This is a genomic window from Robertmurraya sp. DFI.2.37, from assembly GCF_029211245.1.
GTDB classification, from domain to species: Bacteria; Bacillota; Bacilli; order Bacillales; family Cytobacillaceae; genus Robertmurraya; species Robertmurraya methanolica_A.
Window position 1 is genome coordinate 84,884 of sequence record NZ_JARGEJ010000005.1, and the last position, 26,485, is coordinate 111,368.

The 26,485-nt window shown below is 38.5% G+C and carries 22 protein-coding genes; 19 read left to right on the plus strand and 3 right to left on the minus strand.

The window, feature by feature from the left end:
- Positions 1–27: 27 nt before the first annotated feature.
- From argJ to argF, 6 genes are all read left to right on the plus strand, one after another.
- Positions 28–1,260 carry a bifunctional ornithine acetyltransferase/N-acetylglutamate synthase gene (gene argJ, locus PZE06_RS04385; protein ID WP_150914596.1) on the plus strand — a complete coding sequence of 411 codons (1,233 nt, stop codon included), beginning with the start codon at positions 28–30 and terminating at the stop codon, positions 1,258–1,260.
- Positions 1,261–1,271: 11 nt separating this feature from the next.
- Positions 1,272–2,042 (plus strand): acetylglutamate kinase, encoded by a 771-nt coding sequence (gene argB / locus PZE06_RS04390; protein ID WP_150914594.1) that lies wholly within the window; start codon positions 1,272–1,274, stop codon positions 2,040–2,042.
- A complete protein-coding gene (locus PZE06_RS04395) occupies positions 2,043–3,206 on the plus strand; it encodes an acetylornithine transaminase (RefSeq protein WP_150914592.1) in 1,164 nt (387 codons plus the stop codon).
- Between the two features lie 70 nt (positions 3,207–3,276).
- Entirely contained in the window at positions 3,277–4,359 is a 1,083-nt protein-coding gene (locus PZE06_RS04400) for a carbamoyl phosphate synthase small subunit (RefSeq protein ID WP_150914590.1), read from the plus strand.
- The gene (locus PZE06_RS04405) at positions 4,352–7,432 is read left to right on the plus strand and encodes a carbamoyl-phosphate synthase (glutamine-hydrolyzing) large subunit (protein WP_150914588.1); all 3,081 of its coding nucleotides are present in this window, start codon (positions 4,352–4,354) and stop codon (positions 7,430–7,432) included. Before PZE06_RS04400 ends, PZE06_RS04405 begins: the two co-directional genes overlap by 8 nt.
- A gap of 38 nt (positions 7,433–7,470) precedes the next feature.
- Entirely contained in the window at positions 7,471–8,430 is a 960-nt protein-coding gene (gene argF / locus PZE06_RS04410) for an ornithine carbamoyltransferase (protein WP_150914693.1), read from the plus strand.
- A gap of 74 nt (positions 8,431–8,504) precedes the next feature.
- On the opposite strand, the gene PZE06_RS04415 is transcribed toward argF, so the two are convergent.
- On the minus strand, positions 8,505–9,317 hold the full coding sequence (locus PZE06_RS04415) for an undecaprenyl-diphosphate phosphatase (protein WP_150914692.1): 813 nt from the start codon (positions 9,315–9,317) through the stop codon (positions 8,505–8,507).
- 171 nt (positions 9,318–9,488) lie between these two features.
- On the opposite strand from PZE06_RS04415, the gene PZE06_RS04420 reads away from it, so the two are divergent.
- Together PZE06_RS04420 and clpB are read left to right on the plus strand one after the other, a co-directional pair.
- Positions 9,489–9,680: a YjzC family protein gene (locus PZE06_RS04420; protein ID WP_150914586.1), complete on the plus strand. Its 192-nt coding sequence runs from the start codon at positions 9,489–9,491 to the stop codon at positions 9,678–9,680.
- Positions 9,681–9,868: 188 nt separating this feature from the next.
- Positions 9,869–12,472 (plus strand): ATP-dependent chaperone ClpB, encoded by a 2,604-nt coding sequence (clpB, locus tag PZE06_RS04425; protein WP_150914584.1) that lies wholly within the window; start codon positions 9,869–9,871, stop codon positions 12,470–12,472.
- A 194-nt stretch (positions 12,473–12,666) separates the two neighbouring features.
- Here the strand turns inward: clpB and PZE06_RS04430 are convergent, their stop codons facing one another.
- Positions 12,667–12,858 carry a YjzD family protein gene (locus PZE06_RS04430; RefSeq protein ID WP_150914582.1) on the minus strand — a complete coding sequence of 64 codons (192 nt, stop codon included), beginning with the start codon at positions 12,856–12,858 and terminating at the stop codon, positions 12,667–12,669.
- 372 nt (positions 12,859–13,230) lie between these two features.
- Between PZE06_RS04430 and PZE06_RS04435 the strand changes: the two genes are divergently transcribed.
- From PZE06_RS04435 to PZE06_RS04445, 3 genes are all read left to right on the plus strand, one after another.
- On the plus strand, positions 13,231–13,971 hold the full coding sequence (locus PZE06_RS04435) for a lipase family protein (protein WP_150914580.1): 741 nt from the start codon (positions 13,231–13,233) through the stop codon (positions 13,969–13,971).
- A gap of 94 nt (positions 13,972–14,065) precedes the next feature.
- Entirely contained in the window at positions 14,066–14,854 is a 789-nt protein-coding gene (locus PZE06_RS04440) for a hypothetical protein (protein ID WP_150914578.1), read from the plus strand.
- Between the two features lie 116 nt (positions 14,855–14,970).
- Positions 14,971–15,927, plus strand: coding sequence for a BMP family ABC transporter substrate-binding protein (locus PZE06_RS04445; protein ID WP_150914576.1), 957 nt, complete (start codon positions 14,971–14,973; stop codon positions 15,925–15,927).
- 133 nt (positions 15,928–16,060) lie between these two features.
- Here the strand turns inward: PZE06_RS04445 and PZE06_RS04450 are convergent, their stop codons facing one another.
- Positions 16,061–16,396 (minus strand): hypothetical protein, encoded by a 336-nt coding sequence (locus PZE06_RS04450; RefSeq protein ID WP_150914574.1) that lies wholly within the window; start codon positions 16,394–16,396, stop codon positions 16,061–16,063.
- 264 nt (positions 16,397–16,660) lie between these two features.
- On the opposite strand from PZE06_RS04450, the gene PZE06_RS04455 reads away from it, so the two are divergent.
- The 8 genes from PZE06_RS04455 to PZE06_RS04490 all read left to right on the plus strand — a co-directional run bounded on the left by PZE06_RS04455 (position 16,661) and on the right by PZE06_RS04490 (position 26,209).
- Positions 16,661–17,593, plus strand: a complete 933-nt coding sequence (locus PZE06_RS04455; RefSeq protein ID WP_150914572.1) for a beta-ketoacyl-ACP synthase III — start codon at positions 16,661–16,663, stop codon at positions 17,591–17,593.
- 33 nt (positions 17,594–17,626) lie between these two features.
- The gene (gene fabF, locus PZE06_RS04460; RefSeq protein WP_150914570.1) at positions 17,627–18,865 is read left to right on the plus strand and encodes a beta-ketoacyl-ACP synthase II; all 1,239 of its coding nucleotides are present in this window, start codon (positions 17,627–17,629) and stop codon (positions 18,863–18,865) included.
- A gap of 617 nt (positions 18,866–19,482) precedes the next feature.
- Positions 19,483–20,217: a DUF2268 domain-containing putative Zn-dependent protease gene (locus PZE06_RS04465; protein ID WP_150914568.1), complete on the plus strand. Its 735-nt coding sequence runs from the start codon at positions 19,483–19,485 to the stop codon at positions 20,215–20,217.
- Between the two features lie 247 nt (positions 20,218–20,464).
- Positions 20,465–21,478, plus strand: a complete 1,014-nt coding sequence (locus tag PZE06_RS04470) for an ABC transporter ATP-binding protein (protein WP_150914566.1) — start codon at positions 20,465–20,467, stop codon at positions 21,476–21,478.
- Positions 21,465–22,397, plus strand: a complete 933-nt coding sequence (locus PZE06_RS04475) for an ABC transporter ATP-binding protein (protein ID WP_137742682.1) — start codon at positions 21,465–21,467, stop codon at positions 22,395–22,397. Before PZE06_RS04470 ends, PZE06_RS04475 begins: the two co-directional genes overlap by 14 nt.
- Positions 22,398–22,402: 5 nt before the next feature.
- Positions 22,403–23,365, plus strand: coding sequence for an oligopeptide ABC transporter permease (gene opp4B / locus PZE06_RS04480; RefSeq protein WP_137742683.1), 963 nt, complete (start codon positions 22,403–22,405; stop codon positions 23,363–23,365).
- A gap of 27 nt (positions 23,366–23,392) precedes the next feature.
- Positions 23,393–24,298, plus strand: a complete 906-nt coding sequence (locus PZE06_RS04485) for an ABC transporter permease (RefSeq protein WP_150914564.1) — start codon at positions 23,393–23,395, stop codon at positions 24,296–24,298.
- Between the two features lie 15 nt (positions 24,299–24,313).
- A complete protein-coding gene (locus PZE06_RS04490) occupies positions 24,314–26,209 on the plus strand; it encodes an oligopeptide ABC transporter substrate-binding protein (RefSeq protein WP_150914562.1) in 1,896 nt (631 codons plus the stop codon).
- Positions 26,210–26,485 lie beyond the last annotated feature (276 nt).

Consider the following 26,485-nt stretch of genomic DNA (forward strand, 5'->3'; position numbering starts at 1 on the left):
AGAAATAATCATAAGGAGGAATAACAGGTGGGAACACTTACAAAGGTGGCCAAAATAATAGAAATTGAGAATGGGAGTATTTTATCAGCGCAAGGATTTCATACAGGTGGAATTCATGCAGGATTAAGATATGCTAAAAAAGATGTGGGCATGATTTTTAGTGAAGTTCCTGCTGAGAGTGCGGCAGTTTACACTTTACATGATTTTCAAGCTGCACCAATAGCTGTCACAAAAGAAAGCATAAGTCATAGTGGTAAATTACAGGCAGTGGTTGTTAATAGTGCTTGCGCCAATGCTTGTACCGGAGAACAAGGCTTAAAGGATGCCTATGAGATGAGGGAACTGGCGGCACAAAAAGTTCAGGTGGAGCAATATTTAGTCGCAGTTGCTTCAACAGGTGTCATAGGCGAATATATGAAAATGGATAAAATTAAGAAAGGAATCGAGCAAATTCAGCTAGGGAATGCCTCCACTAATGCAGATGACTTCCAGACGGCTATCTTAACGACAGATACATGTATGAAGAAGTGTGGTTTTCAAGCTGAGATCGACGGCAAGATCGTTCACATGGGAGGAGCCGCGAAAGGCTCTGGAATGATTCATCCAAATATGGCGACAATGCTTGGGTTTATTACAACCGATGCAAATATCAGCTCTGAAAACTTGCAAGTAGCATTAAGAGAAGTTACTGATGATACCTTTAATCAAATTACCGTTGATGGGGATACGTCAACAAACGATATGGTTCTTGTAATGGCAAATGGTTTGGCTGAAAATCAATTGCTATCACCGTCACATCCTGAGTGGGAAGTGTTTCTTCAGCTTTTAAATAAAACTTGCGCAAGCTTAGCAAAGCAAATTGCCAAAGACGGAGAAGGTGCAACGAAGCTTGTAGAGGTTCATGTAACAGGAGCATATGATGAGGATGATGCTCGGAAGATTGCAAAACAAATTGTAGGCTCAAATCTAGTGAAAACAGCCATATATGGAGCCGATGCAAACTGGGGAAGAATTATTGGGGCGATCGGGCAAGCAGATACGAAAGCAAAAGCAGACAAAGTCACGATTTCGATTGGACCAGTGAAGATGCTTGATAAAAGCGAAATCAGCAAATTTTCTGAGGAAGAAGCAAGTGGGTATTTAAAAGGAGACTTTATTGAGATTTTGGTTGATTTGCATATGGGCGATGGAAGTGGTACCGCTTGGGGTTGCGATTTAACTTATGATTATGTGAAAATTAATGCAAGTTATCGGACATAGGGGAGCAAAGCATGAGGACATTATTAATTAAATGCGGTGGCAGTACCCTAGGAGAATTATCTACAGATTTTTTTGTAAGTCTTCAAGATTTGAAGAAACAAAACTATCAAATTGTCATTATTCATGGTGGGGGACCTGATATAAATCAAATGTTGGCCCAACTGCATGTTCAGGCAGAGTATGTAAATGGATTAAGAAAAACAACTGCAGAAATATTAGAAGTAGTCGAGCTTGTATTAGCAGGCAAGACAAATCGCAGCCTTGTTCAAATGTTAGAGGGACATAAGCTTTCAGCATTAGGGTTAAATGGAAGCGACGTTGGTTTGTTAAAAGGACGCTATATCAACAAAGAAGAATTAGGTTATGTGGGAGAAATTACTGAGGTGAATAGTGAGTTCATCCACTCTATTTTAACTCAAGGAATTATCCCTGTCATTACTCCAATAGCGATTACGAACACTGGTGTGAAGCTAAATGTTAATGCTGACTATGCAGCTGCTGCTGTTGCTAAAGCTCTTAAAGTTGAACAGTGCTTATTTGTCACTGATGTAGAAGGAATTATGGTAGACGGAGCAGTACGAGAAATGCTCACTGCAGATGAAGTTGAAAATTTCATCGCTTCAGGTGAAATATACGGGGGGATGATCCCGAAGGTTGCATCAGCGTTGTCCGTTTTAGAAAAAGGAATAGAGAGCGTAAGAATTGTTGCTGGAAAGAAGAAAATTTATCAACATGATCGATGGTTTGGTACAAAAATTCTTGGAAAAGAGAGGGGGATATGAATGAGTTATTTATTTCCGACTTATGCCCGCTGGGATGTGGAGCCTGTTGCTGCAGAGGGAAGCTATTTAACGGACAGCGAGGGGAAGCAGTATTTGGATTTTACATCTGGTATTGGTGTTTGCAATCTTGGTCATCGACCCCAAGTGGTAAAGGAAGCAATTGAACATCAGCTCAATCGGTTTTGGCATGTATCTAATCTTTTTGCTAGTGGGGAGCAAGAGCAAGCAGCAAAAAAGTTGGCAACGGCCGCTAAGATGGAAGCAGTATTCTTTGCAAACAGTGGAGCGGAAGCAAATGAAGCGGCAATTAAATTAGCGCGAAAGGCGACAGGAAAGACTAAAATTATCACGTTTAATAAATCATTTCATGGACGAACATTTGCGACGATGTCAGCAACAGGTCAAGATAAAATAAAGTCTGGATTTGGGCCTATGCTGGAGAAATTCTCTTATGCAACCTATAATGATATCGATTCTGTAAAGGATATATTCACTGACGATGTTGCTGCAGTAATGTTAGAAATCATTCAAGGAGAAGGTGGAGTTCATGTTGGGGATAAGAGCTTTTTACAGGCAGTTGAAAAGCTTTGTCATGAAAAGAATGCCCTCCTTATCGTTGACGAAGTCCAAACTGGAATCGGGAGAACAGGAAGACCATTTGCCTTTCAACATTTTGCCTTAAATCCTGATATAGTTACTTCTGCGAAAGGCTTGGGAAGTGGTGTCCCGATTGGTGCCATTTTGGGGAAGGAAAATTTAAAACCTTTTTTTGGACCTGGGAGTCACGGTTCGACTTTTGGCGGTAACCCGATTAGTATAGCGGCTGCCCATGCGACGATGAACATTATTTTTGATCAGGTTTTTCTAAAAGAGGTTGAATATAAGGGCGATTACTTAATCTCACAGTTAGAAGCGTTTTTTCAAGGTAGCACCTTTGTGAAGGAGATTCGCGGCAAAGGATTAATGATTGGAATCGAATTCAAGCAATCCATTCAGGTGATATTACAAGCATTAAGAAAAGAAGGTGTTCTTGCCCTAGCAGCAGGAGAAAATGTACTTAGGCTTTTGCCGCCGTTAACAGCATCTATTTCTGAAATTGATCTGTTCCTTCTTCATTTAAAAAAAGTCGTTGAGACCGTAGTAGAGCCAACTCTAAAGGCTTAATTTTTATCTTGTGTATGCATAAATATAAAAAAGATAATATAAATATACGTATAGGTTTGAGGTGTTTTTCATGAAGGGATATTTACACTTGCAAAGTGGAGATATATATGAAGGAAACTGGAATACGAATATTCCGATTGAGGAGATAGAGGGTGAGGTTGTCTTCTATACTGGAATGACCGGTTACCAAGAGGTTCTGACAGACCCAAGCTATAAGGATCAAATAATTGTTTTCACGTATCCGCTTATTGGTAACTACGGGATTAATGAAGAGGACTTTGAAAGCAAGAAACCTCATGTTGCAGGTGTTGTTGTATATGAAGCCAATATGGAAGCGTCCCATTATCAAGCAGCGTACTCTCTTCAAGCGTATCTTGAAAAGTGGAAAATTCCTCTATTATCCCATATTGACACGCGTGCAATCGTGAAGAAAATCCGTTCCTATGGTTCTATGCCAGCTCTTATTTCTAAGAAACAAGGAATGAGCGAACTTGGCAAACAATCAATAGAATCGGAAAAGGTTCCACATGTGTCAGAAAAACGAATGAAAACATATGGGAAAGGCAGTCCCCATATTGTCTTGTTCGATTTCGGAGCAAAAAATTCAATTTTGTCATCACTGCTTGAAAGAGATTGCCAAGTAACAGTTGTCCCGTACAATACGTCTTACAAAGCAGTCACTGGTCTTGCTCCAGATGGGGTTCTGTTATCGAATGGACCAGGGGATCCAAAACAGCTGCAGGATGTTTTGCCAACGATTCGCCAGCTTGTTGAAACGTATCCAACACTAGGCATATGTTTAGGACATCAGCTTGTTGCTTTAGCATTGGGAGGAAATACGAAAAAACTATCATTTGGTCACAGAGGGGCCAATCATCCAATTAAGGATTATCAAAAGAATAGGGTATTTATGTCATCTCAAAATCATAGCTATGTGGTTGATGAAGATAGCATAAAAGGAACAGGACTAGTGGCTAGGTTCTATCATTTACATGATCAATCTGTTGAGGGCTTAACTCATCAAGAACTACCACTGCAAACAGTGCAATTTCATCCGGAGGCGAATCCCGGACCTTCAGAAGGTGACTATATTTTTGATGAATTTCTACAGATGATTACTGAAAACAAGAGGAGTGCCGCATTATATGCCTAAAGACACCAGCATAGAAACTATATTAGTTATTGGATCAGGACCGATTGTTATCGGGCAGGCAGCAGAGTTTGACTATGCCGGTACACAAGGCTGCATTGCTTTGAAAGAGGAAGGCTATAAAGTCATACTCGTCAATAATAATCCAGCGACGATCATGACCGATTCTAACTTTGCCGATCGCATTTATTTTGAACCATTAACAGTGGATGTGTTAGAAAAAATTATTGAGAAGGAGCGACCTGATGGGCTACTAGCCACATTAGGAGGACAGACTGGATTAAACTTAGCTTTTCAATTAAGTGAACAAGGTATTCTGGAGAAGTATCAAGTTAAAATGCTTGGAAGTTCAATTGACTCCATAAAAAGAGGAGAGGACCGAGAAGCATTTCGTCAGCTTATGAAAGATTTACATGAGCCGGTGCCAGAAAGCGAAATTGTCCACACTGTCGAAGAAGCGCAGCAATTTGCACAGAAGGTTGATTATCCTATTATTGTAAGACCAGCTTATACCCTTGGTGGAACAGGCGGTGGGATCGCCGAAGATGAAGACCAGCTCACACAGCTTGTTTCAGGTGGATTGCAGGAAAGTGCGATTCATCAATGCTTAGTTGAGAGAAGTATCGCCGGTTTTAAAGAAGTGGAATATGAAGTCATGCGTGATCGCGCTAATACTTGTATAACGATTTGCAATATGGAGAACTTCGATCCGGTTGGCATTCATACAGGGGATTCAATTGTTGTAGCGCCGTCACAAACATTAACAGATGATGAGTATCAAATGCTGCGTGCAGCAAGCATTAAGATTATTTCTGCATTAGGAATTATTGGGGGTTGTAATATTCAGTTTGCCCTCGATCCAAAAAGTAAAAATTATTATTTAATTGAGGTTAATCCAAGGGTGAGTCGTTCGTCTGCCCTTGCTTCAAAAGCAACGGGTTATCCGATTGCTCGCATGGCAGCAAAGTTAGCTGTTGGGTACAGATTGGATGAAATTATCAATCCGGTTACGGGAGACACATTTGCGAGTTTTGAGCCGGCGCTTGATTATGTCGTTGTAAAAATACCAAAATGGCCCTTTGATAAATTTCCAAAAATTGAACGAAAGCTTGGTACACAAATGAAGGCTACCGGTGAGGTCATGAGCATTGATCGGAGCTTTGAACGTGCGCTGCTAAAAGCGATCCATTCTTTAGAGATTGATGTCTTGGATTTACAGCTACCTGGTTTGTCTAGCAGCAGCAAAGACCAATTAATCGAGCAGCTTCTCCAACAAAATGATGAAAGGCTGTTTATCTTATTGGAGCTTTTGCGCCGAGACTATGAGATTGAGCAACTTCATAATATAACTAAAATAGATCATTTCTTTTTATCCTATTTAAAAAGACTTGTTTCAATTGAGAGAATGATCGATGCCACGAGTTTCTCTCAGGTTTCAAGAAATGAACTTCAGCTTTTTAAAGAAAAAGGTTTCAGTGACAGATATTTAGCCAAATGTTGGAGTGTTAACGAAAACGCAGTAAGGATGAAAAGACAAGATTATGGAATTGTCCCTTCTTATAAAATGGTCGACACTTGTGCAGCAGAATTTGAAGCAAAATCAAATTATTACTACTCAACCTATTTTGGCGAAAATGAACAAATCCCATCTTCAAAACAAAAGGTTCTCATTATAGGAAGTGGTCCAATTCGCATTGGTCAAGGAGTGGAATTTGATTATTGTTCCGTTCACGGCGTCTTTGCCCTTAAGGAGCTGGGTGTGGAAACGATAATGATCAACAACAATCCTGAAACGGTTAGCACTGATTTTGCAACTGCAGATAAATTGTATTTTGAACCATTAATGTTGGAGGATATTTTAAATGTGATCGATGCTGAAGGGGTAACTGATTGCATTATCCAGCTTGGAGGACAGACAGCGATCAATTTAGCGAAAGAGCTTGAGGCATGGAATGTAAATATTTTAGGAACAAAATCAGATGTTATTGATCTACTAGAAGATCGCAAGCTTTTTTATCAGCTACTAGACGATTTGGATATTCCCCATTTACAAGGGGACATCGTTCATAATGAAGAGGAATTAGTGAAAACGGTTGGAAAAATGGGTTATCCTGTTTTATTAAGACCGTCCTTCGTTATAGGCGGAAAAGGAATGGAAATCATTCAAAATGAAATTGAATTGCAGCAATATATCGATAAGGGGCAGGCGCGTTATCCGTTTTTAGTAGATGAGTTTCTCCATGCAACCGAAGCAGAGGTTGATCTTGTCACAGATGGACATTATATTCTTATGCCTACCATTATGGAACATATTGAAAAAACGGGAGTTCATTCCGGTGATAGTTTATCCGTCCTTCCTGCGCAAAGCTTGTCCTATACAGTTAAAGGGAAAATAACTGACTACGCAAAGAAAATTGCCAGCTTTTTACATTATAAAGGGTTGATGAATATTCAATTTATCATTGAGGATGATAACGTCTATGTACTTGAAGTCAATCCTCGTGCTAGTAGAACTGTGCCGATCGTTAGTAAAGTAACAGGTATTCCACTTGTGCAAATAGCGACAAAAATATTGCTCGGGAAATATAAATTGTCGAAAGTTGATGAAGACCAAAATTTAATGGCAATTCCGTTTGTTTGTGTAAAATATCCTGTCTTCTCTAATTATGCTTTAAAAGGGATGGATTCGAAGGTTAGCGCGGAAATGCGTTCAACTGGTGAGGGAATTAGTTTAGGGAGTTCAGAAGAAGAGGCTTTGCGCAAAGCTTTCCATCAGGCAATCCGGCCTTCGGGAAGGATTGTGGTCAAAGAAAATATTGAGCTCATTGATTTAGCTGAATCTTTTGAACTCGTCGTCTCTAACAGCGAAGAAGAGTTAGAGGAACCGACAATCGCCTATTTTAATCCGAAGGAAGAGCTAGAAGATAAACGATTGCGTGAACATGCAACAAAGAGGAGGATTATAAACTTCACTGAACCAGAAAGTCTTAAAGCGTTTAGTCAAGCTTTAAAAGTAACAGATTTTGAGATAAAAGCATTGGAGGATTGGCATTCTTCATTAAGTGTCAAAGTGTAAGGAAGGTTCTTAAAATGGGAGAGGAAGTGGAAATAAAGATGTTATCATTACAAGCGAAAGATGAGAGCACAAGCATTAAGGGTAAAGATTTACTAACCTTAGCTGATTATTCTCCAGCAGTGATTACAGGACTGCTAAAGAAAGCTAAGGAATTAAAGGCAGCCTATCTATCTGGGGAAGCGACCCCTGTTCTGCAAGGTAAGATATTGGGATTGATCTTTGATAAACCTTCAACCCGCACAAGGGTTTCTTTTGAAGCAGGGATGCTACAATTAGGTGGTCAAGTGATTCATCTTAACGGTCAAGAAATGCAGCTTGGAAGAGGAGAACCAATTTCGGATACAGCAAAAGTACTCTCACAATATATTGATGCTGTTATGATCCGTACATTCTCTCATGAACGTGTTATAGAGCTTGCCAATCACGCTTCAATCCCGATAATTAATGGATTAACTGATTTATACCATCCATGTCAAGCGTTAGCTGATTTATTAACCATTGAAGAGGAAAAAGGGACATTACAAGGAATTAAGCTTGTTTATATTGGCGATGGAAATAATGTTGCCCATTCATTAATGATTGCTGCCGCGAAAGTAGGGATGTATATCGTTGTAGCCACACCTCCCGGATATGAGCCAAACAGTGAAGTTATTAAACTAGCTAAGAAATTTGCCCGTGAAAGTGATGGAGAGGTAACTGTTACCAATGATCCAATAAAAGCAGTTGCGAAAGCAGATGTTATTTATACGGACGTGTGGACGAGTATGGGGCAAGAAGCGGAAAACGCGCAGAGATTACTCAATTTCAAGGATTATCAAGTAAATGAAAAGCTTGTTCTGGGAGCAAAAGCTGATTATTTATTTCTCCATTGCTTACCTGCCCATAGAGGTGAAGAAGTTACTGGAGAAGTAATTGACGGGTCTCATTCTTTCGTCTTTCAGCAGGCAGGTAATCGCCTTCATGTCCAAAAAGCATTATTAGTAGAAATTTTAAAATAACGCTGGCGAAACGATAGACTTCTAAGAAGCCAATGACAAAAGAGCAGCCAATCGGCTGCTCTGTCTCCATAATATTAAGCGAATAAAAATACGAGTGGTCCAACGATAAAACAGTAGATAGCAAAATATTTTAAGTTTCCACGGGCCATAATATTCATAAACCATTTTAATGAAAAATATGATGCGATTAATGAAGCGAAGAAAGCAAAGGTATATGGTAATGCTAATTGGGCGAGATTGTCATCTCCTAATATATCCTTAAAACCAAGAATCATCCCGCCAGCACTAACGGGAATATATAATAAAAATGAATAGCGTAAAGCTGTCTCTTGCTTCATACCTAACCCCATTGCTGCAACAATCGTTGCTCCAGAGCGACTAATACCAGGAATGAGAGCTACCGCTTGAGCAAGACCAACGATTATCGCATCGCGCATGGATAAATCTGCATCATTTTTGCGTCCTCGTAAATTACGAATAAGCCACAAGGCAATACCTGTCACTAACAACGTAACTCCTACCACTTTTACACCTGTTAAATTATTTTCTATGTAATCCCCAAACAAAACCCCAAGTACACCAGCAGGGATCGTTCCAATAATTAAGTAAATAATAAAGCGAAAATCAGATTTAGCTGATTCTTCTCGGGTTGTGATATAGGAAAGACCGTTTTCAATCAGCCTCCAAATATCTTTGCGATAAATAATCAGGACAGCTATTAATGATGCCGTATTCACTAGAAGGGCAAAGCTTAATCCTTCGATTTCAACATTTAAAAAATGACCAGCAATTTCCAAATGACCACTGGATGAAATAGGGATAGGTTCAGTGAAACCTTGAAAAAGTCCTAAAATAAAGTATTTAACAATCTCAAAAAAATCCATAATATGCCTCCTGATTTTAAACAAAATTCACAATCTCTACTATAACATACCTGATGATGTTGATGTACGTAAATATAGACGAGGGAGTTAAATAGAAAGTTTCAATCCATAAACATTCATGAAAGATTGATAAAAGGAAATAATATTTTTATCAAACAGGAAAGGAGAGTATCAATGGGACAGAGCCATAAATTTCGAGCAGGTCAAAAGGCGCCGAACAATGGAATATATGTAGAGATAGGTGAAGAGGGTGACGGTGTCATGAACCCAAAAAAGATAAAACTCAAAGCAGGGGATCGTTTCCCTGAAAACTCAAATCATAATCGCCATTGGACTTACAAAACAAAACCTAGAGATTCAGGTTGATCATGGTACCTTTCCGACTTTGTTATCGTAACAAGTATGATTTAAACAGCTTCTATGCATGAGCTGGTATACTATATTTTTTATGAAATTTTATTCCCTTTGCCACCCTCTTCAATGGGTGGCTTTACATATGAAAAAAATGACTTATAATGGAATAAAGGTCAAAAAAGGTCAAAGGAGGAATTAAGATGGATCTGAACAGGATGACGGAACGAATGCAAGCTGCCTTGTTTAGTGCCCAGTCTACTGCCGCTTCAAAAGAGCATCAGGAGGTTGATGAAGACCATTTGTTTTTAGCTCTGCTGAAGCAAGATGAGAGCCTTGTTGCTGCTATTCTAGAACGAGTCCAATTTCCTTCTGCAAAATTTGAACAAAAAATAAATGTATTGCTTCACAAAAAACCTCAAGTATCTGGAAGTGGAGTGGAGCAGGATAAGCTCTATATTACCGCTCGATTGCAGAAATTATTAATTGAGGCGGAGCGGGAGATGGAAAAGCTTCAAGATGATTTTCTTTCTGTTGAACATATGTTACTCGCTGCCATGATTTATAAGCAATCAAGCATTGGTGAAATGTTGAAGAATGAACGGATCACATATGATGCTTTACTTCAAGAAATAAAAGAAATAAGGGGGAATCAAAGAGTGACTTCACAAAATCCTGAGGCCACATACGATGTATTAAATAAATATGGGAGAGATTTGGTTGCGGAAGTAAAGGCGGGAAAGCTTGATCCGGTAATTGGTCGTGACGGGGAAATCAGAAATGTGATTCGAATTCTTTCGCGCAAAACAAAGAATAACCCCGTTCTAATTGGTGAGCCAGGCGTTGGAAAAACGGCTATTGTCGAGGGTTTAGCACAAAGAATCGTCCGGAAAGATGTGCCGGAGGGTCTTAAGGATAAAACGATTTTCTCACTTGATATGAGTTCACTCATCGCTGGGGCAAAATTTCGAGGAGAATTTGAAGAACGGTTAAAGGCGGTTCTAAATGAAATAAAAAAAAGCGAGGGCAGAATTCTCCTTTTTATTGATGAAATCCACACCATTGTCGGTGCAGGGAAAACTGAAGGGGCAATGGATGCTGGCAATATGTTAAAACCAATGCTTGCTCGTGGTGAATTACATTGTATTGGTGCAACCACTTTAGATGAGCATCGTAAGTATATTGAAAAAGATCCAGCGCTCGAAAGACGCTTTCAACAAGTCCTTGTACAGGAACCGGATGTGGAGGATACGATTTCCATTCTTCGTGGCTTGAAAGAAAGATTTGAAATTCATCATGGGGTCAATATTCATGACCGTGCTCTTGTAACAGCGGCCATTTTATCGGATCGGTATATTTCAGACCGTTTTTTACCTGATAAAGCGATTGATCTTGTTGATGAGGCTTGTGCGATGATTCGAACAGAAATTGATTCAATGCCATCAGAGCTTGATGAAGTGACACGCCGTGTGATGCAATTAGAAATTGAAGAGGCTGCCTTGCAAAAGGAAGAAGATGAGCAAAGTAAAAATAGGCTGGCTACCCTGCAAAAAGAGCTTGCAGATATGCGTGATAAAGCCAATTCAATGAAAGCAAAGTGGATGGCTGAAAAAGAAAGTATTCAACAAGTTCAAGAAAAGCGAGAAACATTGGAACGATTACGGAGGGAATTAGAAGAGGCTGAGAATCAATATGATTTAAATAAAGCTGCTGAACTCCGCCATGGACGAATTCCGTCCCTTGAGAAAGAATTGAAAGAGTTGGAAGAGGAAGTAAGCAAGCAAGCGGATGAAAGACTTCTGCGTGAAGAAGTGACAGAAGAGGAAATTGCTAATATTGTTGCAAGGTGGACAGGCATTCCACTGGCAAAGCTTGTGGAAGGTGAAAGGGAAAAGCTGTTGCGCCTTGAACAAATTCTCCATGAGCGTGTAGTCGGACAAGACGAGGCAGTAACATTGGTGTCTGATGCTGTTCTTAGAGCTAGAGCAGGGATAAAAGATCCGAATAGGCCGATTGGCTCTTTTATTTTCCTTGGTCCTACGGGTGTAGGAAAAACCGAGCTTGCAAAAGCATTGGCACAAGCTTTATTCGATAGTGAGGATCAAATCATTCGAATTGATATGTCTGAATATATGGAGAAACATTCTGTTTCAAGATTGGTTGGAGCGCCTCCGGGCTATGTCGGGTATGAAGAAGGTGGCCAGTTAACGGAAGCTGTGCGCAGAAAACCATATTCAGTCATATTGCTCGACGAAATCGAAAAAGCTCATCCTGACGTATTCAATATCTTGTTGCAGATGCTCGATGATGGTCGGGTAACTGATTCCCAAGGGAGAACGGTTGATTTTAAAAATACTGTTATTATCATGACCTCTAATATTGGCTCGCATTTTTTATTAGAAGATCGAAACGATGAGTTCATTTCTAAAGACGTTAAAAATCAAGTCATGACACAGTTAAGAGGGCATTTTCGACCAGAATTCTTGAATCGGGTCGATGAAACGATCCTTTTCAAACCTTTGTCATTGCAAGATATAAAAATGATTGTTGTAAAATTGATTGCAGAATTACAGAGAAGATTAGAGGCCCAACAAATTCAATTAAGCATAACCGAGGGTGCTAAAGAATATATTGCAGCAAATGGATTTGATCCGGTGTATGGAGCGAGGCCGTTGAAACGTTTTATGCAACGAAATGTTGAAACGATGCTAGCAAGAGAAATTATTGCTGGTCACATTGGGGAAAATAGTGCTGTACAAATCATTCTTCAAGACGATACAATCAAGTTATCAACCATTGATTTTTAAAATCGCAACAAAAAAGTCATCCTCTGAAATCAGGATGACTTTTTTACCCTAAGCGTATAGAATGTAACCACTTGCTTTAAAGATGATCACTTAACTAAGGGCTTGTCTTTTTACGCTATCCTGTTGTAGTGACCGTACCAATTCTTTTACGTGTACTTTCATTATTAAGGCAGTGCTTTATAATAACACCTTAATTAATGAATCCCTTCTTTTCCACTTGGTTCATCAGGAATAATGGCAGGGAAAATTAAAATAACTATGGTAGCCGCGACACCTAAGATGGCACCAGTTTCAAACTCATATTGTACTCCGATCATTGAGCTTGCTACGTACGTTAACATTTGAACTAGAGCGAATGTCCAGAAAAAAGTCCAAAAGTATTTCACCGTAATCACCTCTTACCTAAATAACATCTGTTTTATTCTACCATAGCGGCTCCAATTGATAAAGTAAAACTTTGATATGAAAGGAAATGTATCGCTTTCATATTTGTTCGTGTAACGCATGTTAATGTTGCTTACTGGAAACATGCTTTCAAAGTCTTTTAACTACGATTGCATTAAAAGAATTACTCTCTTTGTTCATATATTGGAAATGAATCAGGTTGAATCATCTAGTTCGGTACCAACGATTGGTTGTTAAAAATAACACTGCAAAAAAGAAGATAAAGAAATAATGTAAATATGGGCGAACCCCCTTTCACTTTAAACATAACTTCATACATTAATAAGAGTAAATTCACAGAAGGAGTTTTTCGTATGGAGCACCGAAACTTTAAGCTGGATACCGAATGGAACATGATTCATTATCCCGAAAAACCTACTGGTTTCGGTATCCTTATTATTGGTGATGAACGTCATTATGTTGACGAGAATTCGAGTTTTTGGACACAAAATGAAGGGAAGCAAAGATTGATTGAGAGCTTTAAGAAATCAGGCTATACCGTATTTTATTCGAATCTATATGGGAAAAATTGGGGAAGTGAAAAAGCTGTTAATTTGGCAAAGCGCCTATATGAATATATTATCCGTACTGAAATTATTAATAGCAAAATACACATTTTAGCTGAAGGGATGGGAGCTTTAGTTGCCCTAAAGCTTATTAACGAAATGAATGGGAATATACGCTCTATTGTATTATTAAATCCTGTCTTATCTTTAAAGCATCATTTAGAACAAGAGAAGGATCATAAGTTTTTCTACAAAAAATTATTAAAAGAGCTTTCTTATTCGTTCGATAAGGAAAGCAAGCAAATTATCGAGATTATAAGCAGTCCTGAATTTGAGAGTCCCCAATTGCATTCGGATATCCCAACGAAGATTATTCATGTATTGTCAGGAAATCGCGCCTATAAACAATCAACATTATTAAAGAACCTTTCCGTCATATGGAAAAGTGAAGAAGTGCCGATTACAATTAGCTATCTTCTTCCTGAAAAGAAGCCACAGATGGACTATTATATGATCACCTTTATGAAAACACATGAAGGTATCCTTTAAAACATCCTGAAAACTAGTTCAATTGTCATTTGAAATAATCAAGCCTCCCACAGCATATGATGGAGTAAGAGTTTACTCAGGGAGGCTTTTTGCTATGGACAAGGCAATTATGATTGGAACATTTGAGTTTTTAGGATTTCATTTTACTAAGAAGATGTTGGAAGAAGGAATGGAAGTTGTTGGTGTTCATTTTAACAAAGAAAATAATGAATCATATTTAATAGAAGAGAAACGATTACAAATTGGTAGGAATGCGAATTTTGTGGAAGAGAAGTTTAATTCCTTCAAAGGAGAAGGCTTTGAAAGAGCGCCCCTGATCATTGATTATTATGATTTTTTTATGCGAGCGGATGAAGACCAAATAGTTGCGTTTACTGAAAATCAGTTGCTGCTGCAAAATCGCGATAAAATCATTCTTCTACTCCCTCTGTCCATATTTAATGAGGATTTTAGGGATGTTAGAAATAATTTAGAAGAATTAATTTCGTCTGCAAAAAAACAAAATCAGGTCGTGCAGGAATTTTTTTTACCCACTGTATATGGACCATGGCAGTCTGAAGCCTTCCTCTTTCAACAAGCATTTGTTAAGAAAAGAGATGAATGGAATATAACTGCAAGAGAGTGGACCGCTGATGCTTTATACGTTGAGGACGTTGTTGCAAATATTTTAAAGCTAATGGAGAAAGATGAGAAACGATATATTTTGAAAAATGCCGTGTCAGAAGCTTGGGAAAAGTGTGCGAAGTCTTTAGAAATTAAAGAAACACCGGTTCGAACTATTGAAAAGGGAGTCGATGGACGTGAGGTCATCATAAAGGAAGCAACATCATTTGAGATGGGATTAAAAAAACAAAAAAAGGTAATTGAAATGTTAGGAATGTAAAGATAAAGAAAAAATTCTTCCCAATTATGCCTGATAAATGTAGAATTAAAATGATTACATCATTTCGACTAGGACGAAAGATTGATCTTCGATTTTATCTGAGAGGCGGAAAAAGAATGCAAAAGATATTAGCATGTTTCGGGATGATTCTTTTATGCCTTTTTACGCTTTCAGCGTGTGGACAAACATTAAGAACAGGCGAACTAAAAAAAGCCGGATTATTAGTGCCAGAAACCGTGAATGATCAGGTTTGGGGTACCAAAGGTTATAAAGGTATGTTAAAAATCCAATCGCACTTTAATGTGGATGTGTACTATAAAGAGGGAATGAATTCAGAAGCGGTTGTCCAAAGAGCTGTAAAGGAATTTGATCAAAAAGGTGTTAATTTAATTTTTGGCCATGGCAATGAGTATGCTGATTATTTTAACAGGCTTTCAAAAGAATATCCGGATATTCATTTTGTCAGTTTTAATGGAAATGCAACTCAAGAAAATACGACAAGCTTGAATTTTGATGCTTATGCTATGGGTTTTTTTGGCGGAATGGTCGCTGGTCATATGACAAGCACCGATCATGTGGGGATTATTGCTGCATATGAATGGCAGCCTGAGGTTGAGGGGTTTTATGAAGGAGCAGTGTTCGCGAATCACGATGTTAATGTGAACATTAAATTTGTATGGCAATGGGATGATGATGAGCGAGCCCTGTTGCTTTTAGACGAAATGCTTCATAACGATGTCGATGTCATTTATCCTGCAGGCGATGGTTATAATGTTCCAGTTATAGAAAGGATAAAGGAAAATGGGCTTTATGCAATTGGCTATATTTCTGACCAGTCCGATTTAGGTGAATCAACTGTATTGACGAGTACGATTCAGCATGTCGACTCGTTGTATGAATTAGTGGCAGAACAATTTAACAAAGGGAAATTGGAATCAGGTAATCTCACCTTTGATTTTCAAGATGATGTTATTTCATTAGGAGAATTTAGTCCACTTGTGGATCAAGAATTTATCGATACCATTAACAAAATGATCGAGACGTATAAAGAAACAGGTAAATTACCAAAATAAAATAATTGAAATTGCTATTATGAAATTTATCGATAATTTTACGTTGTTAAACAAAACTGCCTGTTCAAATGGATAGGCAGTTTTTATATGCATTGATAAAATGCTTGATTGTTTTGATGTTCTACCTAAATTATTATGATTTCTTTGAAATGAGATTTTCTAGAACTGGCTTGATTTTATTTAAAAGTGGTTTTAGCTCCTTTGTCGATGTCATTAATGTATCGACATGATGCATTACTTCCATGTAATCAACATTTTGTAAAAATTGTTCAATCGACTTATTGATTCCGTTATGATGACTGCTTTTGTCTCCTGCCTTTGCTTTATCGCTTGTCCGTGCACCTAGAATCCAGTCCCAATTCTCATGTTGATTTTCTGTTGTTTCCTCACTAATAGGAGTGTTTCGTTCTCCAAACATGAATCTTGAAAAGCGATCAGTTACTTCCGTTTTTGTGTTTTTCTCCTCCATTTCTGGCACCTCCTTATTTTTATCCCATATTAAATTATTCTTTCTAGTCTGTAATGGTATAGACAAACGTGGAGTTTGAAAGAAACAAATATACTGGTGAAAAAAGTTGCAGGAAATGATTTCTCTTGATAAAATAATTAGTACCAAGTCATAATAATTGATAATAAAAATAAAACTTGCTTGCTCATCTTAATTAGGAAAAGTGAATTGGAATGATAAATGAATGAAAATCTTACATCTTTTTTGGATGAAAGGAGATAAGGAATGAACGCTGGAGTTATAGGAATTGGTAGATTTCTTCCGGATAATATTGTTACAAATACGGATTTAGAAAAGAAAATGGATACTTCTGATGAATGGATTCGAACAAGAACAGGAATTGAAGAAAGGCGAATTGCTGATCAAAATATAGATACCTCTGACATGGCATTTAGGGCTGCGAAAAAAGCAATTGAGAATGCAAACATTTCACCTGAGGAAATTGGTTTAATTTTGGTCGCTACAGTGACACCAGATACTCCTTTCCCATCTGTATCTTGTAAAATTCAAGAAATGCTTGGAGCTGTGAATGCTGCCGCGATGGACATAAGTGCAGCATGTGCTGGGTTTATGTATGGCATGGTGACAGCGAAGCAATTTGTTGAAGGCGGAGCATATAAGTATGTGTTAGTAGTTGGTGTAGAAAAGTTATCAAAGATCATGGATTGGGATGATCGTAGTACGGCCGTATTGTTTGGCGATGGAGCTGGAGCGGCAGTTATTGGTCAAGTATCGGAAAACCGTGGTATTTTAGCTTTTGAATTAGGAGCGGATGGTTCAGGAGGAAAATACCTATACCAAGACGAATATATTATGATGAATGGTAGAGAAGTATTCAAATTTGCTGTAAGGCAGATGGGTGAAAGCAGTGTTAAAGTATTAGATAAAGCTGGATTAACAAAAGAAGATGTAGACATGCTCATTCCTCATCAAGCTAATATTCGAATTATGGAGGCTTCAAGACAAAGGCTGGAACTTCCACTTGAAAAGATGTCAAAAACGGTTCATAAATATGGTAATACTTCGGCTGCTTCGATTCCGATTTCAATTGTTGAAGAGCTTGAAGCTGGAAAAATCAAAGATGATGATGTTATTGTAATGGTTGGCTTCGGTGGAGGCTTAACCTGGGGAGCAATAGCATTAAGATGGGGAAGATAGCATACCTATTTATGTGCAAAGGAGAAGGATACAATGACGAAAAGAAGAGTAGTTGTAACGGGAATTGGTGCCGTTACTCCACTTGGAAATGATGCTGAGACAATTTGGAAAAAGATTCAAGAAGGTATTTCAGGTGTTGGGATACTGACAAGATTGAATCCAGATGATTATCCTGCTAAAGTGGTGGCTGAAGTTAAGGATTTTAATGTTGAAGAGTTTATTGATAAAAAAGATGCTAGAAAAATGGATCGTTTCACCCATTATGCTGTCGCAGCTTCACTGATGGCAGTCAAGGATGCAGGGTTAGAAATTAATGATGATAATTCGCACCGTGTCGGTGTATGGATAGGTTCAGGCATCGGTGGCATGGAGACGTTTGAAAATCAATTTGAAACGTTTTTAAACAAAGGGTATCGTAGAGTGAGCCCATTCTTTGTTCCGATGATGATTCCTGATATGGCTGCAGGTCAAGTTTCTATAACATTGGGAGCAAGAGGATTTAATTCCTGTACGGTAACTGCTTGTGCAACAGGTACCAATTCGATAGGTGATGCCTTTAAGGTAATTCAACGTGGTGCAGCGGATGTGATGGTAACAGGAGGGTCAGAAGCGCCTATTTCTAGAATGGCAATGGCTGGTTTCTGTGCAAACAAAGCGCTGTCTACAAATCCTGATCCAGAGACAGCAAGCCGTCCATTTGATTTAAATCGAGATGGCTTTGTCATGGGAGAAGGAGCGGGAATTGTCGTGCTTGAAGAATTAGAGCATGCGTTAGCACGAGGTGCCAAAATATATGCTGAAATTGTAGGCTACGCTGCAACAGGCGATGCATATCACATTACAGCTCCCGCACCAGGTGGAGAAGGTGGAGCAAGAGCGATGAAAATGGCGATCGAGGACGCTGAGCTTAAGCCAGAAGATATTGGTTATATTAACGCCCATGGGACGAGCACAGATTACAATGATAAATTTGAGACATTAGCAATAAAGGAAGTGTTCGGTGAGCATGCTTATAAGCTCGCAGTCAGTTCGACGAAGTCGATGACAGGTCATTTGCTTGGAGCAGCTGGTGGAGTTGAAGCTATTTTTACCGTATTGACTTTAAGAGATTCTGTTTTACCACCAACAATCAATTTACAAACACCTGATCCAGAATGTGATTTAGACTATGTCCCAAATGTTGCTAGAAAGCAGGCAGTTCAAGCTGCTCTCAGCAATTCATTGGGATTTGGTGGCCATAATGCAACCATCGTTTTTCGCAAATATGAATAATAAAGATTGATGAGAGGAAGCTGTATCAAAAGGTCGTTAGAAACGACGTTTTGATATCAGCTTTTTCTTTTGTATAAGTTTTGGTTATTTTATGAAAGGGAGCTTCCTCCTTTTTACTTTATACTCCTTGCCCGCCTTACTTATTGGATTCTCACTTTATTTAATTATGGGTAACGCAAATAAGAACCCATTCAACGATGTTTTATTAAAGGCTTCTAATGAAAAGCGTTGGAATCCGCTATAAAATTTGCTCTGACCTAATGCGGATTCTACATCGATTTCCTTTTCCTCTTCTGTAGTGATTTACTCACGAACTTCTTGATGCTGCTTTTGGTTATCATCGAAACACTCATGCTCTTTGTAACCTTCCTTTTTGCACAAATTGTTTGAGAAAGGCATCGAGGAGGACATTCGTCCACCTCGTATTCATTGCACTGAAGGATAGAGAGAGCATGACAAAAATCTAGCGACACAGAGAAAAGACTAAATATCTGCTGGAGGCAAATTGAAACTGCAGCTTCATTCGAAAAGAACAATACCTTTGCTCCTTTTTTATCAGCGTAAAGTCTCTTTTTAAACTTATTTTCATACACTAATGAAAAATTGGAGGTGGGAATGTGGGAGTTGTTGAAACGGATAAATGGTTAAATGATCATTTTGACAATCCGAAAAAAATCTGCCAAAAAATTGACTTGAGTAAGTCTGATTTATATTCATATTTGGTCCAGTTTGGAATGTATACACCGAATCGAAGGACATGGGACTATTTTCAAAGATTGCAAAAAAATAAAATATGGGAAGAAGTGAGAAAGCTATTAACGAAATATCAAAAATTATGGAATGGTCCAGACGTGAATATTTATATATTTCCCATTGATCGCCGATTTGGAGATAAAGGCGGTGTTTCCTTTAAAAAGAAAATGTTTTTGTTTTTAACTCCACTTGAAGATTTGATGGAATTGGAAGCTTTATTTGTCCATGAATATCATCATGTTTGCAGGATGAATAAGCAAAAAAAGGAAATAATTGACTATAATTTGCTAGATTCCATCATATTAGAGGGACTTGCAGAATATGCTGTAGAGTATTACTGTGGCAGCAAATATCGAGCAAAATGGTGCGATTATTATACGGAGAAAGAATTAGAGCAATACTGGCGAGAGTTAAAAGAGAAAATAATTGAAACAGGAAGGGAACAGCCACTTCATGACCGAATTTTATACGGGAAAAGGGGTTACCCGAAGCTTCTTGGATATGCATTGGGATATCATCTTACAAAAGCATTGCTTAAAGATGTAAATTTTTCTGAAAAAATAAATTTTTATTCGAATTCCGAAAATTTCATAAAGTGAAACAAGTGTAATTGGTTCAAAGTCTTGTCAGACAAGCGTTTGAAAATTTATAAATAAAGAGAACTTTGATAATTGTAAAAAAACTCTTGCTATTTTAACAAAATTGTAATAATATTTTAATCAACCGAACGAATAAACAGAATAATTTGAATAACGGGCAAAATGCAAATTTGCCTTCGAAATATAGCTGTTAAAAAGCTTAAGTTCACTATTCATAGTTTTATGTGAAAGGGTAGGGGGATTTATTTTGAGCGAACCAATCTTAAAAATAGATAATTTACGGACATCTTTTCGAATTAAAGATGACTATTATCCAGCAGTAGACGGAGTATCTTTAACAGTTAATAAAAATGAATTACTAGCGATTGTCGGAGAATCCGGATGCGGTAAAAGTGCTTTAGCCTTTTCTATTATGAATCTTCATAGCAGAGCAAAAATTGAAGGGAATATCGATTTTAAAGGTCAGAATATTGCGAATTTACCGACTAGTAAATTAAATAAACTACGTGGAAAGGACATGGGGATGATCTTTCAGGATCCTTTAACAGCCTTGAATCCACTTATGATTATCGGAGAGCAAATCGGAGAAATACTGCTCATACATGGAACAAATTCTGCGGAAAAGCGAAAAGAGAGAGTACTAGAATTATTGAATAAAGTTGGTATTCCCCGCCCTGAACATGTTTTTAATCAATTTCCTCATGAACTATCTGGAGGGATGAGACAAAGGGTTGTGATTGCAATGGCAATTGCTAATAATCCGGAACTGTTAATTGCAGATGAACCCACAACTTCTCTTGATGTTACCATTCAATCACAAATTCTGGATTTAATTAAGGAATTGAAAGAAGAGTCTGGAGCTGGCGTTATCCTGATTACCCATGATTTAGGAGTGGTAGCAGAAATGGCTGATCGAGTCGCAGTGATGTACGCAGGTCAAATTGTTGAAATAGCTGATGTCTATACATTATTTGAAAATCCTTTACATCCTTATACAAGATCGCTCTTGAATTCGGTGCCGACGGCAAACGAGGAGCAATCCACCCTACATGTTATTCAAGGTGTAGTTCCGGCATTACAAAATTTACCGAGAGAAGGCTGTCGATTTGGTGCGAGAATTCCCTGGATTGCGGATTCAGCACATGAGAAAAATCCTCAACTGCATGAAGTAAGCCCAGGGCACTTTGTTCGCTGCACCTGCTACAAGGATTTTCATTTCCCTGATCGAGATAAGGAGGGTAATCGGCATGTCGTATCTTGAAGTAAAAGACTTAAAGGTTCATTTTCCTGTGAAAGGCGGATTATTTGGTCGGACATTGGCTCATATCAAAGCAGTAGATGGGGTCAACTTTTCTATAGAAAAAGGAAAAACATATGGGCTAGTTGGCGAATCTGGCTCTGGTAAAACAACGACAGGAAGGGCAATTATTGGTCTAAATAAAATTACCTCTGGACAAGTTTTTTTTGAAGGACAGGATATCACGAATTTAAATAAAGCGAATAAGGATATTCGCAGAGATATTCAAATGATTTTTCAGGATCCATATTCCTCGTTAAATCCTAAAAAACGGGTTATTGATATTATTTCTGAACCTTTACGAAATTATGAAAAGTTAACAAAAGGGGAAGAAACAAAGAGAGTTCAAGAATTATTGGAACTTGTCGGTTTAAACCCGGAAAGTATTCTCAAATACCCCCATGAGTTTTCAGGTGGACAAAGACAAAGGATTGGCATTGCAAGAGCAATTGCATTGAAACCAAAACTAATTATTGCAGACGAGCCTGTGTCTGCACTTGATGTTTCCGTACAAGCTCAAGTATTAAATTTCATGAAGGAAATTCAGAAAGAACTAGGGTTAACCTATTTGTTTATTAGTCACGATTTAGGGGTTATCAAACATATGTGTGACCAAATTGGCATTATGTATAAAGGTAGATATGTAGAGTCTGGAACGAAAGAGGATATTTTTAATCATCCACAGCATATATACACAAAACGTCTGGTTGCAGCGATTCCTGATATGAATCCACGAAATCGGCAGCAGCACCTGCAATTTCGCCAAGAAGTTAAGAACGAGTATGAACAGGCATATAATCAATACTTTGATGACGAGGGCTTGGCCTTTCAACTACAGCCCGTATCGGACACACATCTAGTGGCTTTGCCTGAGAAAGGTTGATTGTTATGTGGAAATTTTCTATACGACGAATCATGATAATGATTCCACAAGTAATTTTACTGAGTATTATCGTATTTATGCTAGCAAAAATGATGCCTGGTGATGCTTTAACCGGTTTGATTGATCCAAATGTTGATCCGAACACGATCGCCGAAAAACGGGAAGAGTTAGGATTGAACGATCCGTGGTATGAGCAATACACGAGGTGGGTTGCAGGAGTGTTCACAGGTGATTTAGGCCAATCCTTTCACTTTAAAATGCCTGTTTCTGAATTGGTGTGGCAAAGAATTGTAAATTCATTCTGGCTTTCACTTCTGACTTTAGTTTTAACGTATTTAATTGCGATTCCGCTTGGGATTACGAGTGGGCGCTATAATGATTCGTGGGCGGATCGTTTAATTACAGGTTATACGTATATTGGTTTTGCAGCACCACTTTTCATTTTCGCACTTGTGATGTTGTGGATCTTCGGTTTTCATCTTGGCTGGTTTCCAACAGGGGGCAGTGTTAAGCCAGGGTTAACACCAGGAACATTTGAATATGTGATGAGCAAGCTGTATCATATGCTGCTTCCAGCGTTATCAATGGCATTGATCACGACCGTATCAACTGTTCAATATTTAAGAAGTGAGATTATTGATACGAAACAAAAGGATTTTATTTTAACGGCAAGGGCAAAAGGTGCATCTGAATCGAGAGTGTATAATCGCCATATTTTAAGAAATTCACTGTTGCCGATTGCTGCTTTCTTCGGATATGAAATCACTGGGTTAATCGGAGGCTCCATTTTTATCGAAAATATCTTTGGGTATCCAGGGATGGGGCAATTATTCTTAAATTCCATTCTTCTTCGTGACTATAGTGTTGTTACATCTCTTGTCTTATTATTTGGAATTTTAACCATCTTGGGTACATTGCTATCAGATATTATTTTAAGCCTAGTTGACCCGCGTATTCGGATTAAATAAGCATCGTAAACTGTGAGGTGAGCAAAAATGGAAACAAACAAAATAGACCTTGGAAAAGGATCGGAAATCGTTAAAAGTCCTTCTGGCTGGAAAATTGTCGGTCGGGAGATTATGCGGGACAAAGTAGCATTGTTTTCCTTAATATTTCTTATAGCCATTATGATTATAGTGTATGGAACTTCATTACTGTTGGATGTGAGAGAAATTGTTAAGGTTGATTTATTTTCAATTCATCAGCCGCCTTCCGAAGAGTTTCTACTTGGAACAGACTATGGTGGACGGGACGTATTTGGTCAATTAATTATTGGAACACGTAACTCTTTATCCATTGGAATTTTAGTTACATTGATGACTGGTGCTATTGGCATTATCTATGGTTTAGTAGCAGGTTATTTCGGTGGAACCGTTGATAATATCATGATGAGGATTTTGGATTTTTTCCAAGTTTTACCTTTCTTAATGATTGTTATCGTGTTCGTTGCAATTGTTCCGAAATATAGTATTCTCACATTCTCTTTAATTATGACTGCTTTCTTATGGATGGGAATCGCCCGGTTAATTCGTTCGAAAGCACTTCAAGAAAAAGAACTAGATTACGTACAAGCTTCGAAAACACTTGGAACATCTAATTTTAAGATTATGTTCACACAAGTTCTGCCAAATTTAAGTTCGTTAATCATCGTTACGATGACATTGAATTTGGCAGCTAATATTGGCTTGGAATCAGGGTTATCATTCTTAGGGTTTGGCTTCCCTGAAAGCACACCGAGTTTAGGGACTCTTGTCAGTTATGCAAGAAACCCGCAAACGCTTGAATTTAGATGGTGGGTTTGGGTACCAGCATCAGTGCTAATTTTAGTATTGATGTTAAGTATAAACAATGTTGGTCAAGCGCTGAAGCGTGCGACTGACGCAAGACAAAGAAGAGGATAAAAGGGAGGCAATGAAATGAAGAAAGCTAAATTTAGTAAGCTTCTGTTGGCACTTATGCTTGTATTGGTGCTTGCATTAGCAGCTTGTTCTAGCGGCAAGGATGATTCTGCTAAAGAGTCAGATGATGGAGACAAGACATCAGAAGATGCAAAAAAGGAAGATGGACTATATTCCATCGAAGATTTCAAACAGGTTAAAACAAATGAAGGGGATGCGATGGAAGGTGGAAATTTTACCTTTGGTCTCGTTTCTGATACTGCGTTTGAAGGTACATTAAACTGGAATTTCTATTCTGGAAATCCAGATGCGGAAATTCTGTCTTGGTTTGACGAATCGTTATTAACTTGGGATGAGAGCTATGTATACACAAATGATGGGGCGGCAACTTATGAGCCATTAGATGAAGTTTCTGCTGATGTCCTTGCAACATTGCCTGCCGAAGAAGCAGCTCAAGTAACAGACAAGGGTGTTACAATCAAGTTCCAAATTAGAGATAATGTGAACTGGCATGATGGTCAGCCTGTAACGGCAGAAGATTGGTTATTTGCCCATGAAGTGATTTCCGATCCTGACTATGATGGTCCACGCTATGGTTCAGATTTCACGAATATTGTTGGAGTAGAGGCTTACCGTGCAGGAGAGGCAGATACGATTACTGGTATTGAAGTATTAGACGAAAAAACGTTGCAAATCACATATAAAGAATCAACTCCGTCATTAGTAACAGGAAGTATTTGGACATATCCACTTGCAAAACATATTTTTGGAGATATGGCAGTAGCAGATATGTCAGCATCAGCGGAAGTCCGTCAAAACCCAATTGGTTTCGGTCCTTTCATCGTTGAGAGCATCACTCCTGGTGAAGCAGTAGTGATGAAGAAAAACCCGGACTACTGGCGTGGAGAACCAAAGCTAGACCAAGTTACAGTCAAAGTCATCAACCCGAATGTTGTAGCTCAAGCTCTACAAAAGGGTGAGGTTGATACTGTAGATAAATTTGATGTGGATCAATTCCCTAGCAATGCAAATTTATCGAATGTTGAATGGTTAGGAAAGATCGACCGTGCTTACACATATATTGGTTTTAAACTAGGTACATGGGATAAGGAAACAGCAACCGTAAAACCTGATCCAAATGCAAAAATGGCAGATGTCAATCTCCGAAAAGCAATGTGGCATGCGGTTGATAATGATACAGTTGGTAACAAGTTCTATCACGGTCTTCGCTGGAATGCGACAACATTAATTCCTCCGTCTCATCCTGAATTCCATGATGAAACAAATCCTGGATTGGCGTATGATCCGGAAAAAGCAAAGCAATTGCTTGAAGAAGCAGGTTATGTCGATGTGGATGGCGATGGAATTCGCGAAGATAAAAATGGAGAGCCGTTAGTGATTAACTTTGCAACAATGTCTGGTGGAGACACGGCTGAACCGCTTGCTCAATATTATATCCAAGCATGGGAAGCTGTTGGATTAAAAGTTGAATTATTAGATGGCCGCCTCCAAGAGTTTAACTCTTTCTATGAGAGAGTAGGGCAAAATGGCGATGATGATCCGAAAGTTGATATTTTCCAAGGTGCATGGGGTGTTGGTATTGATGTAGACCCACGAGGTTTATATGGTCGCGATGCCATCTATAACTTCTCCCGTTATGCAAGTGACAAGAATGATGAAATCATGGCAAAAGGGGTTTCACAAGAAGCGTTTGATATGGATTACCGTAAAGAAGCATATAAAGAATGGCAACAATTCATGGTAGATGAAGTGCCAGTATTCCCAACATTATATCGTGCGATTCTGGTACCTGTTAACAACCGTGTTCATAACTACACGATTGAAGAAGGGGTACTACCTACAAAATATCATGAAATTTCTGTTACACAAGAAGAACCAATTAAAGCTGAATAACAAATATAAAAGAAAAGATCCGCGAAGTTTTGCGGGTCTTTTCTTTTTTTAGCCAACATAAAGATTGCTAAAGATTGGCTTTCTGGAAGTTGATAAGACGAAGTTAGGCTTCTTTCGTGTAAAAACCTTTTGTTTCACATGAACGGAGCCAAACATCAACACCGACTTTAAAGAAATTGGTTTAAGGTGGGATTTTTGGGAATAAATTGCCCCCTCACTGCCCATACTGAGTGACAAACAGATAACTTTATTGCGCATAAAGTATTTCGCATCTAG

Bases quoted from the DNA above. Each gene is read 5' to 3' on its own strand.
- PZE06_RS04485 (WP_150914564.1), top strand. From the start codon at position 23,393: ATGGAAACAAACAAAATAGACCTTGGAAAAGGATCGGAAATCGTTAAA.
- PZE06_RS04405 (WP_150914588.1), top strand. From the start codon at position 4,352: ATGCCTAAAGACACCAGCATAGAAACTATATTAGTTATTGGATCAGGA.
- PZE06_RS04400 (WP_150914590.1), top strand. From the start codon at position 3,277: ATGAAGGGATATTTACACTTGCAAAGTGGAGATATATATGAAGGAAAC.
- PZE06_RS04490 (WP_150914562.1), top strand. From the start codon at position 24,314: ATGAAGAAAGCTAAATTTAGTAAGCTTCTGTTGGCACTTATGCTTGTA.
- PZE06_RS04420 (WP_150914586.1), top strand. From the start codon at position 9,489: ATGGGACAGAGCCATAAATTTCGAGCAGGTCAAAAGGCGCCGAACAAT.
- PZE06_RS04450 (WP_150914574.1), bottom strand. From the start codon at position 16,396: ATGGAGGAGAAAAACACAAAAACGGAAGTAACTGATCGCTTTTCAAGA.
- opp4B (WP_137742683.1), top strand. From the start codon at position 22,403: ATGTGGAAATTTTCTATACGACGAATCATGATAATGATTCCACAAGTA.
- clpB (WP_150914584.1), top strand. From the start codon at position 9,869: ATGGATCTGAACAGGATGACGGAACGAATGCAAGCTGCCTTGTTTAGT.
- PZE06_RS04475 (WP_137742682.1), top strand. From the start codon at position 21,465: ATGTCGTATCTTGAAGTAAAAGACTTAAAGGTTCATTTTCCTGTGAAA.
- PZE06_RS04395 (WP_150914592.1), top strand. From the start codon at position 2,043: ATGAGTTATTTATTTCCGACTTATGCCCGCTGGGATGTGGAGCCTGTT.
- argF (WP_150914693.1), top strand. From the start codon at position 7,471: ATGTTATCATTACAAGCGAAAGATGAGAGCACAAGCATTAAGGGTAAA.
- PZE06_RS04455 (WP_150914572.1), top strand. From the start codon at position 16,661: ATGAACGCTGGAGTTATAGGAATTGGTAGATTTCTTCCGGATAATATT.
- PZE06_RS04440 (WP_150914578.1), top strand. From the start codon at position 14,066: ATGGACAAGGCAATTATGATTGGAACATTTGAGTTTTTAGGATTTCAT.
- PZE06_RS04445 (WP_150914576.1), top strand. From the start codon at position 14,971: ATGCAAAAGATATTAGCATGTTTCGGGATGATTCTTTTATGCCTTTTT.
- fabF (WP_150914570.1), top strand. From the start codon at position 17,627: ATGACGAAAAGAAGAGTAGTTGTAACGGGAATTGGTGCCGTTACTCCA.
- PZE06_RS04435 (WP_150914580.1), top strand. From the start codon at position 13,231: ATGGAGCACCGAAACTTTAAGCTGGATACCGAATGGAACATGATTCAT.
- argB (WP_150914594.1), top strand. From the start codon at position 1,272: ATGAGGACATTATTAATTAAATGCGGTGGCAGTACCCTAGGAGAATTA.